This window comes from Primorskyibacter sedentarius, assembly GCF_004342065.1.
GTDB lineage: Bacteria > Pseudomonadota > Alphaproteobacteria > Rhodobacterales > Rhodobacteraceae > Primorskyibacter > Primorskyibacter sedentarius.
Genome location: NZ_SLZU01000009.1, coordinates 160,019 through 176,396, shown reverse-complemented (window position 1 = coordinate 176,396; position 16,378 = coordinate 160,019). Strand labels below are relative to the sequence as shown.

The following is a 16,378-nucleotide window of genomic DNA, read 5'->3' as shown; positions in this document are numbered from 1 at the left end:
AGAACGATGTTCGCGGAAAAGCCGAACGCCGCGCGTGCGGAACTCGGCCGTGTAGCTCGGGGTATGTTTCTTGTTTGTCATGAGGCTCACCTTTTGAGAGTTTTACTCTCCGGTAAACCCGGGGCGGTTCAATGTGGTCATGTCCGCAGTCCTCACAGCCCGTAACATGTCCGCCAAGCGCCGCAGTACGGCAGCGCTCAATGGCGCTCATGACCTTTAGCTGAACAAGGCTGATATGGCCCACATTGGCCATACGATACGCAGCCCCATAGTCGCGGAAGGTATCCGCAACTTCCAGATTTGAACGTGCCAACCCGGGTTATGGCGCGCCTTTCTTACTCTTTTTGCGCTTGGTTTGGCCCAGGTTATCCAATGGGCTCTCTACGGCAGAGATCATGCCGGTCGCGACGCTGGCATAGCGCGCCGTCGTAGTCAGTTTGGTATGCCCCAACAGCGCCTGTATGACCCGGATATCCACTCCTCGTTCCAGCAAGTGTGTCGCGAAGGAGTGGCGCAACGTATGCAACGTGACTGGCTTGGTGATGGCCGCCGCCTTTGCAGCCTGCTTGAACAGGCGCGAGATCTGGCGCGGCGACAGATGCTTGCCATTGTATCCGGGGAATATCACCCGGTCCGGGCCCGCCACGCCATTGTCCTGACTGCTTGGGCGTTCCTTCCACCAATCGCGCAACAGCCCAAGAATATCACCGGGCAACATCACATTGCGATCCTTGCGCCCCTTGGACTGCACGATGCGGATGATCTCTTGTTCTCCGTCAATGTCGCCGACCCGCAGCCGAACGACTTCGCCCGCGCGCATCCCGCAGCCATAGGCCAAGGACAGCATCACGCGCGCCTTCAGGCTCGGAGCCATAAGCAAGATGCGTTTGACCTCGTTGCGGCTCAGTACCAGCGGAATCTTGACGGGCTCCTTCAGGCTAAAGATCTCCGCTACCAGATCATGCCTGCGCAGCGTGACCCGGAACAGAAACTTCACCCCGGTCATCGTGCGATTGCGCGTGCAGATGCTGGTGCCAGTCTCAATCAAATGCTGCTGGAAGTCACGGACATCATCCGGCTCAGCTGTCTCAGGAGATCGTTCCAACCAGGCCGCGAACCTCTTGCAGGCCCGCAAGTGACCGACCTGTGACGCCGGTCCAAGGTTGCGCGCTGTCATGTCCGCGATCATGCGTGCGCGCAGCGGAGTGATATTTTTGGAACGCTGAATGTTCATGGGAAAACCCTCTGTCAACCGAGGCAAAATCACCTCGATCAACAGCAAACTCTCAACTTCACAATCCGCGAAACAAATCCCGACTACGCGCAACCCACGCCACAAGCGCCCATATCGCGAAGCGATTTAGTGCGAGAGCCCAAAAGTACTGAAATTCCGCAATGCAGCTAATGTCCGGTTCGGGGGTTGTTCTGAAGTTCTTTTCATATTATCGATCTCAAATGAAACAGATGAACTTTCAGTATACCTTATATATGTAACGGGCGCGAAAGTGCCCGAATGATGGGTGCTAGTTGATTGTTTCATACTTCAATACACTACTAGATCCATCTATTGCCTTGGTAGCTCTAACTATCGTTGCAGCATGTTGATTGGTAATTTTCCCGCTGCCGAGGCACCAGCTCAGGGGAGTTGGCAGAGCGGTCAAATGCGGCGGACTGTAAATCCGTTGGGGCAACCCACCTAGGTTCGAATCCTAGACTCCCCACCAAACATAATATTCAGGTACGGCTAATGAGCATTCAGGTTTAATCCGTGTGCATTTATCTGAAGTCTCGTTCCTGTACATGGCAAAGGGATGGTGCTCTCGCTATCCCTAGGGGTGCGTAATATAATGCTGATCTTGACAAAAACTTCGTTAGTCCTGGGCTTTCAAAGCCTCGTAACGCCCGGACATGTTTGCGAATTCGTTTCTCCACCGTTTGAGCCTTTGCGAGTAGAAGCCCGCTCTCAAGGGGAGTATTTTTTTCGACTAGGGGTCAGCTACCAATACTGCACGCATGGTGCGACATCATTCGAAACGTGGTCGGCCAGACGAAGTGCAGGCAATTTCCGTGAAAAAGATCACTTTAGATGGGACTCTGGCAAAAAGAAGTTGTTAGGGCGCGCAGGTCGCAAGGTTCCATCCAAGTTTTCCATCAATGTGCCCGGTGCCCGATATGTTCAATGGCTACGCGTCGGTTCCGCAGGTGTGATTTGCGACGTTTCGCCAGACGTAGATGAGAATAGTCCATCTCGTCTACGGCTTTGGTTGAGCAGCTAGGCTCCAGGACCCAATGAAACGGCAGATAGCTACAAATTAGAGCGGCCGTTTATTGATTTGGCGCATGAACCAGAGTTAATACAACCAAGAACGAATTGGGTGTTTTTCCAGAAATCGCATCTTCGACCCTGATCACCTCAGGTACTTTCTCCGCCTCAATGGCAATCGCAATAACTACCATTCAGATTAAGTCCCGTTTCACAGTGACATTGACGCAAGCGGACGTAGAAGCATTTGGGCCAAACGACGGCTTTGTCCCGCAGTGCGGAAATTGCGTTCATTCTCGGCCTTCGGGCTTCAAAGCTCTCGCAACCGGGATGATCTTAATCTGTGCGGGACTGCCGGGTTTGGGCGAGACTTTGCATCCAACCGAGGCTGGCGCCAGTGTCACCGCCCGGTTTGTATTCTGCGCCCAAGGGGCGGGTCCAGCCGAGCGCGGCGACGGTTCTGAATACTGCTTCATAGGCGATCTCACCGTGATCCGGCGCGCCCCGGTCAGGGACGGATGCGAATTGAATATGGCCGATGATCGGCAACAGGTCTTTCATCCGCGTGGTCACGTCGCCTTCGGTCCGGCCCACATGGTAGCAATCAAACATCAGTTTGATGCCTGAGAGGTTCAACGCCTCGATGATGGCGCGGGCCTGGTCGGTCGTTTTCAGAAAATATCCCGGCGCATCGTGGCGGTTCAGCGGTTCAATCAGGATGGTGATATCGTCGTCCACCCGCGTCCGGGCATAGCGCAGGGCGTCCAGAAACGCCTGATGCGCCTCTGGCCCCTCGGAGATCCCGGCCATCACGTGGATGGCCCCTGCCCCGATGGCGCAGGCGTAATCCGCCGCCTGATCAATGGCGGCACGGGCCTCGGTTTGCCGTCCGGGCACAGCCGACAGGCCCATATCGCCCGGCTCCGCCCCACGCACCGTATTGATGCCCAGCATGGGCAGACCCGTTTCTTGCAGAGCCGCCGCCACCTCTTCGGCCGGCGTATCATATGGGCAGTGGCACTCGACCGCAGCGAAACCGGCGTCCTTTGCCGCGCGGATCGCGTCAACAAGTGGCAACTCGGTCCAGAGAAACCCCAGATTGGCTGAAAACTTCATGGTGTCCTGTCCCGCCCGATGCGCATGCCGGAGCCGACGGGTGTCAAAATGCTGCTCATCGCCTCAGCCCTCTCCCGGCAAGGTCAGGCCGACATTGCGCGCATAAAGCTTGGCGAGCGCGGCATCATCCTCGTGCCCCAATCCGATCCCGGCGGCGGCAAGGAACTGTTGCAGCGTGGCGGCAGTGATCGGCGCGCTGAAACCGGCGGACCGGGCAATATCCATGACGATACCGAGGTCCTTTGGCCAGATGTTGATCATGCTCTTGGCCGTGTAATCCCCATTGACGATCTGCGGGACCCGGTCTTCCAGCATCCAGCTTGTGCCGGCACATTGCGGGATGATCTCCATGAACTTCTCTGGCGACACGCCCTGCGTCATGCCAAAAGTGATCGCCTCTGTCATCACGGCCAGATTGACCCCGGCCAGAAGCTGGTTCACAGCCTTCATCGCAGATCCGGCGCCCGATTCTGCCCCAAGGTCGAAGACGCGCTTTGCCACGGCATCAAGATAAGGTCTGGCGGCCTCGAAGGCCTCGGCCCGGCCTGCTGCCATCACCGACAGGGTACCGCTTGAAGCGCCGACAACCCCGCCGGAGACCGGCGCATCAAGGTAGAGCACCCCAGCCTCGTCACACCGGCGGGCCATCTCGCGGGCAAAGTCGGGCGCGACCGTGGCGCTGGCCACGATGACCGCACCTTTGCGCATCTGACCGACGATCCCATCAGGCCCGAAGAGCACCGTTTCGGTCTGCTCTGCATTCAGCACAACCAGCCCGACGATATCGAGCGTTTGCGCGATCTCGGGCAACGCGCCCTCTGCCCCGCCTTCGTCCCGGAACCGGGATTCGGCGTCTGGGTTGATGTCAAACCCGTGGGTGACATGCCCTGCCCCCAACACCTGACGCGCCATACCAAACCCCATCGAGCCCAGCCCGATCACGGCAATTCTGGTCATGTTTCGGTATCCCCCTCCCAATTGGTTCCACAGCATGCGGCCCGGGTGCTCGCACCGATCCGCGCAATGCGTGGCACGACCCTTGCACGGACCCACCGCCGGGGGCAATCACCCTTGAGAATGCGCGCTGAACCGGGCCTGACCTGCTTTAGCGTGCATGCTCCATGATCACGCCGAGCTGTTGGGCAGAGAGCGGCAACGGATTGGCCTTCATGGAAGAGGACGTTGCCGCATCACACGCGGCTTGGGCACGCGCCTCGGCACTGACGCCCTGCGCATCCAGACCGGGCAAGCCCTGCTGACGTGACCAGATGGCGAGGGTCTCAAATGCGCCCTCCGGGTCGCCGCCAAGCGATGATGCAATCCAGCCGCGGATTTCGGCGATACGCGCGGCGGTGCGCGGCTCGTCCACGGCCTCGGCATTGGCGGCCAGACCGTGGGGCAGAAGCGCACCACAGATTGCGCCGTGACTGGCACCGGAAAGCCCGCCAAGCGGCCCGGCAAGGCCGTGGATCACACCAAGCCCGGCATTGGCCAGCGCCAGACCGCCGCAAAGACTGACCCATGCCATGTCGTCCCGTGCAACGGCATCCTCGCCAGTCATCAGGGTTCGCAACGCTGCAAGGCCTTTCGGAATCGCGTCCCGGCACAGTGCATCTGTCAACGGATTGGCCCGCGTGCAAAGATAGGGTTCGATGACTTGCGTGATCGCGTCGAGCCCCGAGGCCAGCGTCACGGACCGGGGGCAGCCGTCTGTCAGGGCCGGATCGACAATCGCCAGACACGGCAACATTTTCGCGTCACGCAGACTGACCTTGCGACGTGCATCGGGAACGGAAATGACCGCGTTGCGGGTGACCTCTGCCCCGGTCCCTGCGGTGGTGGGGATGGCCACGAAGGGCAAGGGCGGCACCTCCAGCGGCAGGCCCCGGCCCACGACCTCCAGATGATCCATCATGGGCCGATTTTCAGGCACCAGCGCCGCGATCGCCTTGCCCGCATCCACCGCAGCCCCGCCGCCGATCGCCACAACCACCTCTGCACCGGTCTGTCGCGCCTGAAGCAGCGCGGCTTCGATAAGCGCAACATCAGGTTCGCGCGGCACGGCGAACCGGCTGAGAGTGCAACCCGCCCCTTCCAACGCTTCTGCCAACCAATCGGCGCGGGTTGGGTTGGCCCCCGTCACCAACAGAACCCGCCGGCCAGGTGCCGCTATCGCGGGCGCCGCTTTCGCGGCCTGCCCCCGCCCAAAGCGGATCTCGGCAGCGGTGGCAAAGGCAAAGTTCAATGGCGTCATGGTGCGGGCCTCTCTGTGTCGGGGGGCATGAGGACCACGTCCTTGGCGCCCCGTCAACGAAGATCGGCACATGCGAAAACCGGAACCGACAGCCAAGACAGGCCGCCCGCAGGGTCATCAAGAGTTTGATTTTGGACAAAAACTTCACCAGCCTTGGGTGAAGATGGTGCGGTCGAGAAGACTCGAACTTCCACGGGTGTTACCCCACAGCGACCTCAACGCTGCGCGTCTACCATTCCGCCACGACCGCACGTGATCGGTAGTGACGGGCGTATATCCAAGCCCGCGCAGGATGTGAAGTGCATTTTTTACCAAAATGCACCCTTCAGGAAACAAGCTGCCAGATGCCACCCTGTTTGGCGTAGACCTGATGAAAGAGCCGGGAAAACTCCGACGCATCCGGCTCTGCTGCATAGCGTTCCACGGACAACCGGTTTCCCTCGACATGCAGCAGGTTAAGGTCGTTGGGCTCCCCCCGCACGCGATTTGACAGGCCAGTCCCTGCCTGCAGCAAAAGAATCCCTTCGGCGTCCCGCAGGGTTCGGGCGCTCCATGTGTGCAGGTGGCCGCACAGCACGACATCCGCACCGCAAGCATTCAGCTCTGCCAGACCGCTGCGCGCATGGCGCATGGGACGCTTCTGGCTGTCTTCCAGATGTTCCGGCGGGTGGTGCATCATGACAAAGGCCAGCCGGTCATCGCGTTGCCCGTCCGGGCTGGTCAGCAGATGCGCGCACACCCGGCGCAGGCTGGACTTGCGCAGCTTGCCCCGCTGCCACGCGCGCGAGTCGGCGGTGTTGATCCCCGCGACAAGCATGTCGTCGGATTTCCAGCAAGGCTCCAGTTCGCGCGAGATATGGCTGCGGAACCGCCCCCAGGGGCGCGTCAGCCGGACAAACAGGTTCCCAAGAGGCGTGTCATGGTTGCCCGGAACTGCAAGAACCTGCGGCGATAGCCTGTCGATAAAGGCCCGCGCTTCGCGAAACTGGCCATGGCGCGCCCGCTGAGTCAGGTCGCCCGAGATCAGGACCAATGCCGCACCCGACCCGTTGATGAACTTCACCAACGGGTCCAGCAGCGCGGGGTTATCCCTGCCGAAATGCAGGTCCGAAATGTGAACGATCCGGGTCATTCCGGCGCAATCACACGCAGCGCGTCGTCCCGCAGACGGAAATGGAAAGGCCCGGTCATCGGAAAGGTTTCGCCATCCATCGCGATGACATGGCTGGGGCTGAGCGTTTCAATCACGATTTCACGTCCGCAGATCAGTTCGAAATCACGTTTGCTGGTCATGCCCCCGCTTGCAAGCCTCAGCGCACCCGACAAAAGCTGCATCCGGCTGCTGTCGGGCGCCAGGAACAGGGCAAACCCCCCTTCCCTGATGCAATCGCCGCCATCCAGTCCGAAATGTTCCAGTTGGAAAGCGCTGCGGGCGACGAAGGCCAGCGGCGTCTTGGCGCGCATGACCTTCCCGTCCACCGTGACCTTCATCCGCAAAGGCGAGCTGAAACTGGCAAAGGTCCGCAGCACGGACCAATGCGCCGCAAGCCGCGACCGCCCCCACCGCCTGTAGGTTCCTTCACGCTCCTTAAGCACCTGCGGATAGATCCCGAGGCTGGCATTGTTGACGAAGGTCGCGCCGTTGACCTCGCCAAGCGAAAAGCTGCGCGCGGTGCCCTTTGCGATCAGATCAATCGCCTCATCAATCTGTTCGGGGATGCCCAGGCCGCGCGCGACGAAGTTGAATGTGCCCTGCGGAATGATGCCCATGGTGCGCCCGGACCCGGCGAGTTGGCCGGCGATGCCGGAAATGGTCCCGTCTCCACCGGCGGCGACGATGGTCCGGTACCCGTCCTTCATGGCGCGGCGGCAGGTGTCGGCCAGCATATTGCCCCCCTCCATTACGCGCAGTTCGAACATGCCGGGGTAGCGGGCAAAGGCATTGTGCAATGCATCCGTCTGGGCCTCATTCTCGGCATTGCCGGACGACGCATTCAGCAGGACGCAGACCTCCGCCGGGGGCGATGCCTCCGGTACGGGGGTGTAAAACTTCTCCTGCTTTGCCACGTCTGCTCTCCTGCTCAATGCAATCATCAACGCGAGGGGCCGCTGCGGGTTCCTTTTCGGGACGCCGTTCAATAAGAGTTGATCGGCATTGGACACAGGCCGCACAGGCGGGACACAGAATATGGTCGAGTGGATCACGACAGACGGGCTGACAGATTACGAAGAGGCCGTGGCCTTCATGGAGGCGCGCGTCGCACAGATTGCCGCGGGGACTGCGGATGAGTGCATCTGGCTGCTGGAACACCCGCCGCTATATACTGCGGGCACCTCGGCAAAGCCTGCGGATCTGACCGATCCGGACCGCTTTCCGGTCTACACGTCAAAGCGCGGTGGGCAGTATACCTATCACGGCCCCGGGCAGCGGGTGGCCTATGTCATGCTGGATGTGGGCAGGCGTGGCCGCGATGTGCGCCAATTCGTCAAGACGCTGGAGGAATGGGTCATCGCCACGCTGGATGAATTCAATCTGCGCGGCCACATCCGCGACGGCCGCGTCGGCGTCTGGATCGAACGGGACGACAAGCCGCTGACCGCGACCGGCGCGAAACAGGAAGACAAGATCGCGGCGATCGGCATTCGCCTGCGCAAATGGATCAGCTTTCACGGCATCTCCATTAATGTCGAACCGGATCTGGAGCATTTCTCGGGCATCGTCCCGTGCGGGATCACCGAACACGGGGTGACAAGCCTTGTCGATCTGGGCCTGCCCGTCACGATGACCGACCTTGACGTCGCCCTGAGGCACAGTTTCGACAATGTCGTGGGCGAAATCCCGGCCCCATAACCCGCCAGCCCCGCGACCAAAAAGAAAAGGCGCATTCCGCGATGCGCCTTTTGTCTTCATTTGAAAAGTCTGGTCTTAAAGGTTGGTCAAAAAAGGTCTTGGTTGTAAATTCGCGTCGACGGAAGAATTTTCCGTCAGAGTTTCTTGCAGGAAAACACGTGCCAAAGGATGTCCTGCCGCTTGATACCCAGCCGGGCGAGCGCTTCGTCATCCAGCGCCCGAAGCCTGTCCACCTCGGCCGTCAAAGCGTCGTGGCGCTCGTCAAAGGGCGTCCGGAGCGCAACGCGCATCCCCTTCAAAGCCCGGATCAATCTTGGAAACGACGTGTTCGTTGAATACTGGCTCATGCTTATCTGAAACGACATTGCTGTTTTTCCCCCTTGACGCAGGCCCCCTGGCCCGGCCCCGAAGGTTCCTGCAGCAACCTTCGATACCCTCACGTTAGGTATTGCAGTGATTCTGTAACAGTCAGGTATTCCTGACGTTCCTCTTGTTGATGGGTAGGGATTTCCATACTCCCAGCTATGCATCGGCCTGCGACAAAATTGTTTGATCTGCGTCAAAGTCGGACATTGCCCATGGTGGCCCCGCATTCTAAAACAAGCATAGATTATCGGGGCGGGCGTTACCTTGCGCGCGCCCCTGTCACCATACCAGCAGGAGGCGAGACATGGCTGACGCCGCCGTTCACGGCCACGAACATGAAGACGAGCGCGGATTCTTTACGCGCTGGTTCATGTCCACGAACCACAAGGATATCGGGATTCTCTATCTGGTCGTTGCCGGCCTGACAGGGTTCATCTCGGTAGCTTTCACCGTCTACATGCGGCTCGAGCTCATGGATCCCGGTGTACAATACATGTGCATGGAGGGCGCGCGCCTGTTTGCCGCGGCTGCCGGGGAATGTACCCCCAACGGGCACTTGTGGAACGTGCTGATCACCGGCCACGGCATCCTGATGATGTTCTTCGTGGTGATTCCCGCCCTTTTCGGCGGCTTCGGCAACTACCTGATGCCGTTGCAGATCGGCGCGCCGGACATGGCGTTCCCGCGTCTGAACAACCTGTCCTTCTGGCTTTACGTTGCGGGCACCACGCTCGCGGTCTGCTCGGTCCTGGCACCTGGCGGCAACGGTCAGGCCGGTTCCGGGGTTGGCTGGGTGCTCTACCCGCCGCTATCCGTCCGTGAAGGCGGCATGTCCATGGACCTTGCGATCTTCGCGGTGCACGTCTCGGGTGCCTCGTCGATCCTGGGCGCGATCAACATGATCACCACCTTCCTGAACATGCGCGCACCGGGCATGACGCTCTTCAAGGTGCCGCTGTTCTCCTGGTCGATCTTCGTGACCTCTTGGCTGATCCTGCTGTCCCTGCCCGTTCTGGCCGGCGCCATCACCATGCTGCTGACCGACCGTAACTTCGGCACGACCTTCTTCGATCCAGCCGGTGGCGGCGACCCGGTCCTGTACCAGCACATCCTGTGGTTCTTCGGCCACCCAGAGGTTTACATCGTGATCCTGCCGGGCTTTGGCATCATCAGCCATGTCATCGCCACGTTCAGCCGCAAGCCGGTCTTCGGTTACCTGCCGATGGTCTGGGCCCTGATCGCGATTGGTGCACTGGGTTTCGTCGTCTGGGCGCACCACATGTACACCGTCGGCATGTCGCTGACCCAGCAGAGCTACTTCATGATGGCCACGATGGTTATCGCGGTCCCCACGGGCGTTAAGATCTTCTCGTGGATCGCGACCATGTGGGGCGGCTCGATCGAGTTCAAGACACCGATGCTCTGGGCCTTTGGCTTCCTGTTCCTGTTCACCGTTGGCGGCGTGACCGGCATCGTGCTCAGCCAGGCGGGCGTGGACCGTGCCTATCACGACACCTACTACGTTGTGGCACATTTCCACTACGTAATGAGCCTTGGCGCCGTGTTCGCGATCTTCGCGGGGATCTATTTCTACTTCCCCAAGTTCACCGGCAAGATGTACCCTGAATGGGCGGGCAAGCTGCACTTCTGGGCATTCTTCATCGGCGCGAACCTGACATTCTTCCCGCAGCACTTCCTGGGTCGTCAGGGCATGCCACGTCGCTATATCGACTACCCCGACGCCTTCTCGATGTGGAACGAAGTATCAAGCTGGGGCGCCTTCCTGTCCTTCGCATCCTTCCTGTTCTTCATCGGCGTCATGGTCTACGCGCTGCGTTCCGGTCCCAAATGCACCGAAGCGAACCCGTGGAACGAATATGCGGATACGCTGGAATGGACCCTGCCCAGCCCGCCGCCCGAGCACACGTTCGAGATTCTTCCCAAGCAGGAAGACTGGGACAAGGGCCACGCCCACTAAGGGCAAGGCACCACATCAGACAGACAAGAGGCCCCGGACATGTTCCGGGGCCTTTTTCGTTTCGAGGGTAGAGTTTTCGCTGTCATACGCGTCCCGACAAAGGGCGGCTCTGGCATCACCGCTCTGCCGTCGCGCCTCACCAGCAACCGCCTGCTGCCACCTTGAGAGGTTGCTATGACCCGTCGGCCCCCAAAACCGCACGGTGCGGCACAATGCCCATCGGCGCGCCAAGGCTTAACATCCGCTGCGAAGGCATTATCCTTTCAGACATGCCCTATGCATGGTCCGAACCCCCATCTTCCGACGCTGTGGTCGAGCTGCGCCTCTGGCCACACAATTCGCTGCCCGCCAAGGGGTTCGCGGCGTTCATTCTCGCCACGTTCACGCTGATCTGTATTCCCTTGCTTGGGCTTCTGGGAACGGTGCTCTTGTGGGGGCTTCTGCCCTTCGCGATGATCGCACTTGGCGGCATGTGGTACGCGCTGCGCCGCAACGAGGCTGACCGTAAAATCCTCGAAGTGCTGACACTTGGACGCGATCACATGCATCTGGTGCGCCATAATCCGCAGGGACCAGAGCAGGAATGGCAGTGCAACCCTTATTGGGCGAAGCTGATCATGCACCAGAAAGACGGCCCGGTCCCGCATTACGTCACCCTGTCCGGCGCCGGGCGCGAGGTTGAAATCGGCGCGTTTCTGAGCGAAGACGAAAGAAAGTCGCTTTACGCCGAGCTTTCGGACCGGATGCGGCGCATCACTCCTCCGTAGGAAACCCAATCATGGCGCAGGCCCCCGCCTCTCCGAAACTGAAACGCGCAGCCCTTTTGGCGGCGGCAGCGCTTGTCGGCCCCCGGATCGCAGGCGGCGGAGAGGCACAGGCCCCATCCGAGAAAGCTGCCTTGCGTCTTCGCGCAGAGGCCCGCGGTCACGAATGGGCCATGGCGGGCACGGTGGTTTTCCTGATCCCGCTGGTGGGGCAGCATCACGTGGGCGACTGGCAGGCCGTGCAGGAGCGGCTTCAAGTAACGCTTGCCAGCCTGACGGCGCAGGACAATCCCAACTGGCATGCGGTGATTTGCTGTCAGGACCAACCCGCCCTGCCCGACGATCCGCGCATTACCTACCTGCCCTTCGACGACCCGACGCCGGGCAATGACAAATGGCGCAAACTTGCTGCGCTCTACAACCATCTGCCAAAGCTCGGGATCCGTGCGGGCTATGCCATGAGCTTCGATGCCGATGACCTGCTGCGGCAGGGCAGCGTGGCAGAGATGCTTGACCGTCAGGCACCGGGTTACCTTGTCGAAGCGGGTTACGTCTTGGATGCGGCCACCAGCACCGTGGCGCTGGCCGACGCACCGTCGCTGACGCAGCCGCTGCGCAAACCATTCTGGAAGCTATGCGGCTCCTGCGCGGCGCTGCGTTTTGATCTGTCACTTCCGGGAACGGTGGATTTCCTGCGCGAGATGACCCAGCACGAACACCGGATGTTTCCCTACCTGGCGCGGCTTGCTGGTCAGCGGCTGAAACCACTGTCCCGACCTTCCGTTCTTTATATCCTGAACCATGGCGAGAATTTCGGCGCCCGCCGGGGGCGCGTGGGCTTCAAGACCCGCTTTGTCGCCCGTTTCCGCATCGAAGATCCGCAAGAATTGCAGGCCATCGCGCGCGATTTCCCGTCCCCGCAAGCGTAGAGGCCGCGCGCCGCGCCAACCTGACCGATCAGGCGGAAAGGCGTTTCTTCACCATCGGGCCGACCGCGCCAAAATCCATCTGACCGGTATATTTGCCCTTCAGCACCGCCATGACCCGTCCCATATCGCGGATCGAATCTGCGCCAACCTCGGCCAGGGCATCGTCCACGGCCTTTTCGACATCCTTGTCTGACAGCTTGCGCGGCAGGAATTCCTCGATCACCTCGATCTCGGCCAGTTCCCGCTCTGCCAGGTCCACCCGGCCACCCTCTTCATAGGTGCGCGCGCTTTCCTGGCGCTGCTTGACCATTTTGCCAAGAATGGCAAGCACTTCGCTGTCGGGCACCCCGTCGTCATTGCCCTCGCCCCGGGCTGCGATGTCCTTATCCTTGATCGCGGCATTGATAAGCCGCAGCGTGGAAAGCCGTGCGGTGGCCTTGTCCCGCATCGCTTGTTTCATGGCGGAATTGACCCGCGTGCGAAGTTCCATTGTCGATCCCATCCCCATGGTTGACGCGAAAGCAGAAGATAGCCAATCGCGCCACGCGACGCAACCGCCGAACGGACAGGCTAAGGCATTGAAAACAAACAATATCGCATTCTACGATATGACTTGACCCCCGCCGCAAGCCCCCGTAGGTTCGGCCAAATTCACGCCAGAGAAAGAGTCGCGCCATGGCCTCCTCGCCCCATGCAAAGCCCACCGCCTGCCTTGCGCTTGCGGATGGATCGATCTTCTACGGCCAAGGCTTTGGTGCCACGGGCGTCACGGTCGCGGAGCTGTGCTTCAACACCGCCATGACCGGATACCAGGAGATCATGACTGACCCGTCCTATGCCGGGCAGATCGTCACCTTCACCTTCCCACATGTCGGCAATGTCGGGGTGAACCCCGATGATGACGAAACCGCCGAACCCGTTGCGGCTGGCATGGTGGTGAAGTGGATGCCGACGCAGGCATCGAACTGGCGCGCCGCGCAAGAGCTGGGCGACTGGCTCTCTGCCCGCGGCCGGATCGCCATCGGCGGCGTCGACACGCGCCGCCTGACCCGCGCCATCCGCCAGCAGGGCGCGCCGCATGTGGCACTTGCCCACGATCCCGAAGGCAATTTCGATATTGGCGAGCTTGTCGCCAAGGCGCGCGCCTTTTCAGGGCTTGAAGGGCTGGATCTTGCCCGCGAAGTGACCTGCGCCCAATCCTATCGTTGGGACGAAATGCGGTGGGCCTGGCCCGATGGCTACACCCGGCAAGAGGCACCGAAGCACAAGGTTGTGGCCCTGGATTACGGTGCAAAGCGCAACATCCTGCGCTGCCTGGCCTCTGCGGGCTGCGACGTGACGGTCCTGCCTGCCACGGCCACGGCCGAGGAAGTGCTGGCCCATGAGCCTGACGGTGTCTTCCTGTCCAACGGTCCCGGTGATCCTGCGGCGACCGGCGAATATGCCGTGCCGATGATCAAGACGCTGCTGGAGAAAGACAATCTGCCGATCTTCGGCATTTGCCTTGGTCACCAGATGCTGGCGCTGGCGCTTGGCGCGCGCACGGTAAAGATGAACCACGGGCATCACGGCGCCAACCACCCGGTCAAGGACTACACCACCGGCAAGGTCGAGATCACCTCGATGAACCATGGCTTCGCCGTGGACAGCCAGACATTCCCCGACACTGTCGAGGAAACGCATGTCTCCTTGTTTGACGGGTCGAATTGCGGTCTGCGTCTGAAGGACCGTCCGGTGTTTTCCGTCCAGCATCACCCCGAAGCCAGCCCCGGCCCGCAGGACAGCTTTTACCTGTTCGAACGCTTCGCAGACTATATGTCGGCCCGATAATCCGCACTCGCTAAGGGTCTGTTAATCCGTCCTTAAGTTTCTACCCCCAAGTCTTGGGCGGTAGAAACCAGGGCGGCGACTCTGTGATGAGTGAACCAAAGCTAGACTTGTCGCGCGCGGCGTCTGCCGTACAGCGCGGTCGGCCCGGCCCATCGGGCAGCTTTTGCTTGAGGAAGGCGTGCTGGAAAGCAGCGACCTTCTCAAGGCGCTCGCTGAACAGGGGCGCAGCCGGGCCACCATGGCCCGGATTTGCGAGGCCGATGCACTGGCCGATCCGTCGCAAATCGTGGCGGCGCAGGCACGTCATTACGGCGTCATGGCGCTGGAACGCGACGATCACCCCGCTGACCCCGAGCTGAAGGATCTTCTCAGCCCGGAATTCTGCCTTGAACATCTGGTCATGCCGTGGCGCCGCATCGGGCGCACCCTGCTGATCGCGACCGCGAGGCCAGACGCGTTCGAGGCCCTGCGCCCGCAGCTGCCGGTGGATATCGGTGCGGTGAAAATGGCCGTTATTCACGAGGCGGATATACATGCAGAGATCGCCGAGCATCACGCCCCTGCCCTGATGCTTGCCGCCGAAACTCGCGTGCGCGCGGACGAAAGCTGTCGGGATCTGGGGATGATGACGCCCCGTCGTGGAATCATGGCCGGGCTATGTGGTATTGCAGCACTTGGCTTGCTTGCCGCGATGCCAGAGATTTTCTTCGCCGTTCTGGCAAGCTGGGCCATTCTTGCGCTGGTCCTCTCGACTCTGCTGAAAGGGGCGGCCTTCGTGCCGCAATTCGGGCAGCGACCTCGCAAGGTGATGGCCTCGCCACCGCAGCCATGGCCCACCGTTTCGGTCATGGTCCCGCTGTTTCACGAAGATGACATCGCTGGCACTTTGGTCAAGCGGCTGTCGCAGCTTACCTATCCGCGCGCGCTGCTGGACGTGGTATTGGTGCTGGAGGCCGAGGATGCGCGCACCCGCAAAGCCCTGATACCCGCGCTGCTGCCGCCATGGATGCGGGTGGTCGAGGTGCCCAAGGGCAGCATCACCACCAAGCCGAGGGCACTGAATTACGCGCTTGGCTTTTGCCGTGGCGAAATCATTGGCATCTATGATGCCGAGGATGCTCCTGCACCCGACCAGATCGACCGCGTGGTGGCCCATTTCAGCCGCGCCCCGCCGGATACGGCCTGCCTGCAAGGCATTCTGGACTTCTACAACCCGCGCGCCAACTGGCTGTCGCGCTGCTTTGCCATTGAATATGCAAGCTGGTTCCGCATCCTTCTACCGGGTTTTGCGCGGCTTGGCTTTGCCATCCCCTTGGGCGGCACGACGGTCTTTTTCCGCCGCAAGGCGCTGGAGGAGGTGGGCGCATGGGACGCCCATAACGTGACCGAGGATGCGTATCTGGGCTTTCGCCTCGCGCGATATGGTTACCGGACAGAGCTCTTGTCTTCTGTCACCCGGGAAGAGGCGAACAACAGGTTTTGGCCATGGGTCAAGCAACGCTCGCGCTGGCTCAAGGGCTACATGATCACATATCTTACCCATATGCGCGCACCGCGAAAGCTCTGGCAGACGCTGGGCCCATGGAAATTCACCGGATTTCAGGTGTTCTTTCTGACCACGATCAGCCAGTTCATTCTTGCACCCGTTCTCTGGGCGTTCTGGCTGGTGATGCTTGGCATGCGTCACCCGATGTCTGCATTTCTGGATGCGGCGGGGCTGCGTCAGCTGATCGGCGTCTTTCTCGTGTCCGAAGCGTTGGCGATCGTCATCGGCCTGGCAGCCGTTGCCCGGACGCGTCATCGCGGGCTTTGGGCTTGGGTCCCCACGCTGTTTTTCTATTTCATGATGGGCTGGCTTGCCGCGACCAAGGCAGCCTATGAGGTGCTCGTGCGTCCATTTTACTGGGACAAGACGGAACATGGCCATTCGCTGCCCGATGCAGGACAGGACAATTCGAAACGACAGGCGAAGCGGAAAAACATCAGTGACCTGGGCAGCGCCTTGTAGGTAACGTCTGTGGCCCCAG

At 60.7% G+C, this 16,378-nt stretch carries 14 protein-coding genes, 2 tRNA genes and 1 pseudogene; 7 read left to right on the top strand and 10 right to left on the bottom strand.

Going from position 1 to position 16,378, the window contains the following annotated elements; translation table 11 throughout:
- Positions 1–130: 130 nt before the first annotated feature.
- Together EDD52_RS13660 and EDD52_RS13655 are read right to left on the bottom strand one after the other, a co-directional pair.
- Positions 131–313: pseudogene (locus tag EDD52_RS13660) on the bottom strand (transposase zinc-binding domain-containing protein); the annotation flags it as partial.
- Between the two features lie 6 nt (positions 314–319).
- A complete protein-coding gene (locus EDD52_RS13655) occupies positions 320–1,267 on the bottom strand; it encodes a tyrosine-type recombinase/integrase (protein ID WP_243651941.1) in 948 nt (315 codons plus the stop codon).
- A gap of 372 nt (positions 1,268–1,639) precedes the next feature.
- On the opposite strand from EDD52_RS13655, the gene EDD52_RS13650 reads away from it, so the two are divergent.
- A tRNA-Tyr gene (locus EDD52_RS13650) sits at positions 1,640–1,724 on the top strand.
- 875 nt (positions 1,725–2,599) lie between these two features.
- On the opposite strand, the gene EDD52_RS13645 is transcribed toward EDD52_RS13650, so the two are convergent.
- The 6 genes from EDD52_RS13645 to EDD52_RS13620 all read right to left on the bottom strand — a co-directional run bounded on the left by EDD52_RS13645 (position 2,600) and on the right by EDD52_RS13620 (position 7,700).
- A complete protein-coding gene (locus EDD52_RS13645; protein WP_132245861.1) occupies positions 2,600–3,379 on the bottom strand; it encodes a hydroxypyruvate isomerase family protein in 780 nt (259 codons plus the stop codon).
- A gap of 63 nt (positions 3,380–3,442) precedes the next feature.
- Complete coding sequence (ltnD, locus tag EDD52_RS13640; protein WP_132245859.1) at positions 3,443–4,336, bottom strand: L-threonate dehydrogenase; 894 nt, start codon at positions 4,334–4,336, stop codon at positions 3,443–3,445.
- A gap of 148 nt (positions 4,337–4,484) precedes the next feature.
- Complete coding sequence (locus EDD52_RS13635; RefSeq protein ID WP_132245857.1) at positions 4,485–5,633, bottom strand: iron-containing alcohol dehydrogenase; 1,149 nt, start codon at positions 5,631–5,633, stop codon at positions 4,485–4,487.
- 164 nt (positions 5,634–5,797) lie between these two features.
- Positions 5,798–5,883, bottom strand: a tRNA-Leu gene (locus EDD52_RS13630).
- A gap of 75 nt (positions 5,884–5,958) precedes the next feature.
- A complete protein-coding gene (locus EDD52_RS13625; RefSeq protein ID WP_132245855.1) occupies positions 5,959–6,765 on the bottom strand; it encodes a metallophosphoesterase family protein in 807 nt (268 codons plus the stop codon).
- Positions 6,762–7,700: a diacylglycerol/lipid kinase family protein gene (locus tag EDD52_RS13620; protein ID WP_165907546.1), complete on the bottom strand. Its 939-nt coding sequence runs from the start codon at positions 7,698–7,700 to the stop codon at positions 6,762–6,764. Before EDD52_RS13620 ends, EDD52_RS13625 begins: the two co-directional genes overlap by 4 nt.
- A gap of 121 nt (positions 7,701–7,821) precedes the next feature.
- Here EDD52_RS13620 and lipB point away from each other — a divergent pair, with 121 nt between their 5' ends.
- Positions 7,822–8,484, top strand: a complete 663-nt coding sequence (lipB, locus tag EDD52_RS13615; RefSeq protein ID WP_132245851.1) for a lipoyl(octanoyl) transferase LipB — start codon at positions 7,822–7,824, stop codon at positions 8,482–8,484.
- A gap of 134 nt (positions 8,485–8,618) precedes the next feature.
- On the opposite strand, the gene EDD52_RS13610 is transcribed toward lipB, so the two are convergent.
- A complete protein-coding gene (locus tag EDD52_RS13610) occupies positions 8,619–8,849 on the bottom strand; it encodes a hypothetical protein (protein WP_132245849.1) in 231 nt (76 codons plus the stop codon).
- Positions 8,850–9,154: 305 nt separating this feature from the next.
- On the opposite strand from EDD52_RS13610, the gene ctaD reads away from it, so the two are divergent.
- From ctaD to EDD52_RS13595, 3 genes are all read left to right on the top strand, one after another.
- A complete protein-coding gene (ctaD, locus tag EDD52_RS13605) occupies positions 9,155–10,828 on the top strand; it encodes a cytochrome c oxidase subunit I (RefSeq protein WP_132245847.1) in 1,674 nt (557 codons plus the stop codon).
- Positions 10,829–11,097: 269 nt separating this feature from the next.
- Positions 11,098–11,595 (top strand): DUF2244 domain-containing protein, encoded by a 498-nt coding sequence (locus tag EDD52_RS13600; protein WP_132245881.1) that lies wholly within the window; start codon positions 11,098–11,100, stop codon positions 11,593–11,595.
- A gap of 11 nt (positions 11,596–11,606) precedes the next feature.
- Positions 11,607–12,521 (top strand): hypothetical protein, encoded by a 915-nt coding sequence (locus EDD52_RS13595; RefSeq protein ID WP_132245845.1) that lies wholly within the window; start codon positions 11,607–11,609, stop codon positions 12,519–12,521.
- 28 nt (positions 12,522–12,549) lie between these two features.
- Here EDD52_RS13595 and EDD52_RS13590 read toward each other — a convergent pair whose 3' ends face one another.
- A complete protein-coding gene (locus EDD52_RS13590; protein ID WP_132245843.1) occupies positions 12,550–13,011 on the bottom strand; it encodes a GatB/YqeY domain-containing protein in 462 nt (153 codons plus the stop codon).
- 185 nt (positions 13,012–13,196) lie between these two features.
- Here EDD52_RS13590 and carA point away from each other — a divergent pair, with 185 nt between their 5' ends.
- Both carA and EDD52_RS13580 read left to right on the top strand, forming a co-directional pair.
- Positions 13,197–14,351, top strand: coding sequence for a glutamine-hydrolyzing carbamoyl-phosphate synthase small subunit (gene carA, locus EDD52_RS13585; RefSeq protein ID WP_132245841.1), 1,155 nt, complete (start codon positions 13,197–13,199; stop codon positions 14,349–14,351).
- A 178-nt stretch (positions 14,352–14,529) separates the two neighbouring features.
- Positions 14,530–16,359 (top strand): glycosyltransferase family 2 protein, encoded by a 1,830-nt coding sequence (locus EDD52_RS13580; RefSeq protein WP_243651940.1) that lies wholly within the window; start codon positions 14,530–14,532, stop codon positions 16,357–16,359.
- The last annotated feature ends 19 nt before the right edge of the window (positions 16,360–16,378 follow it).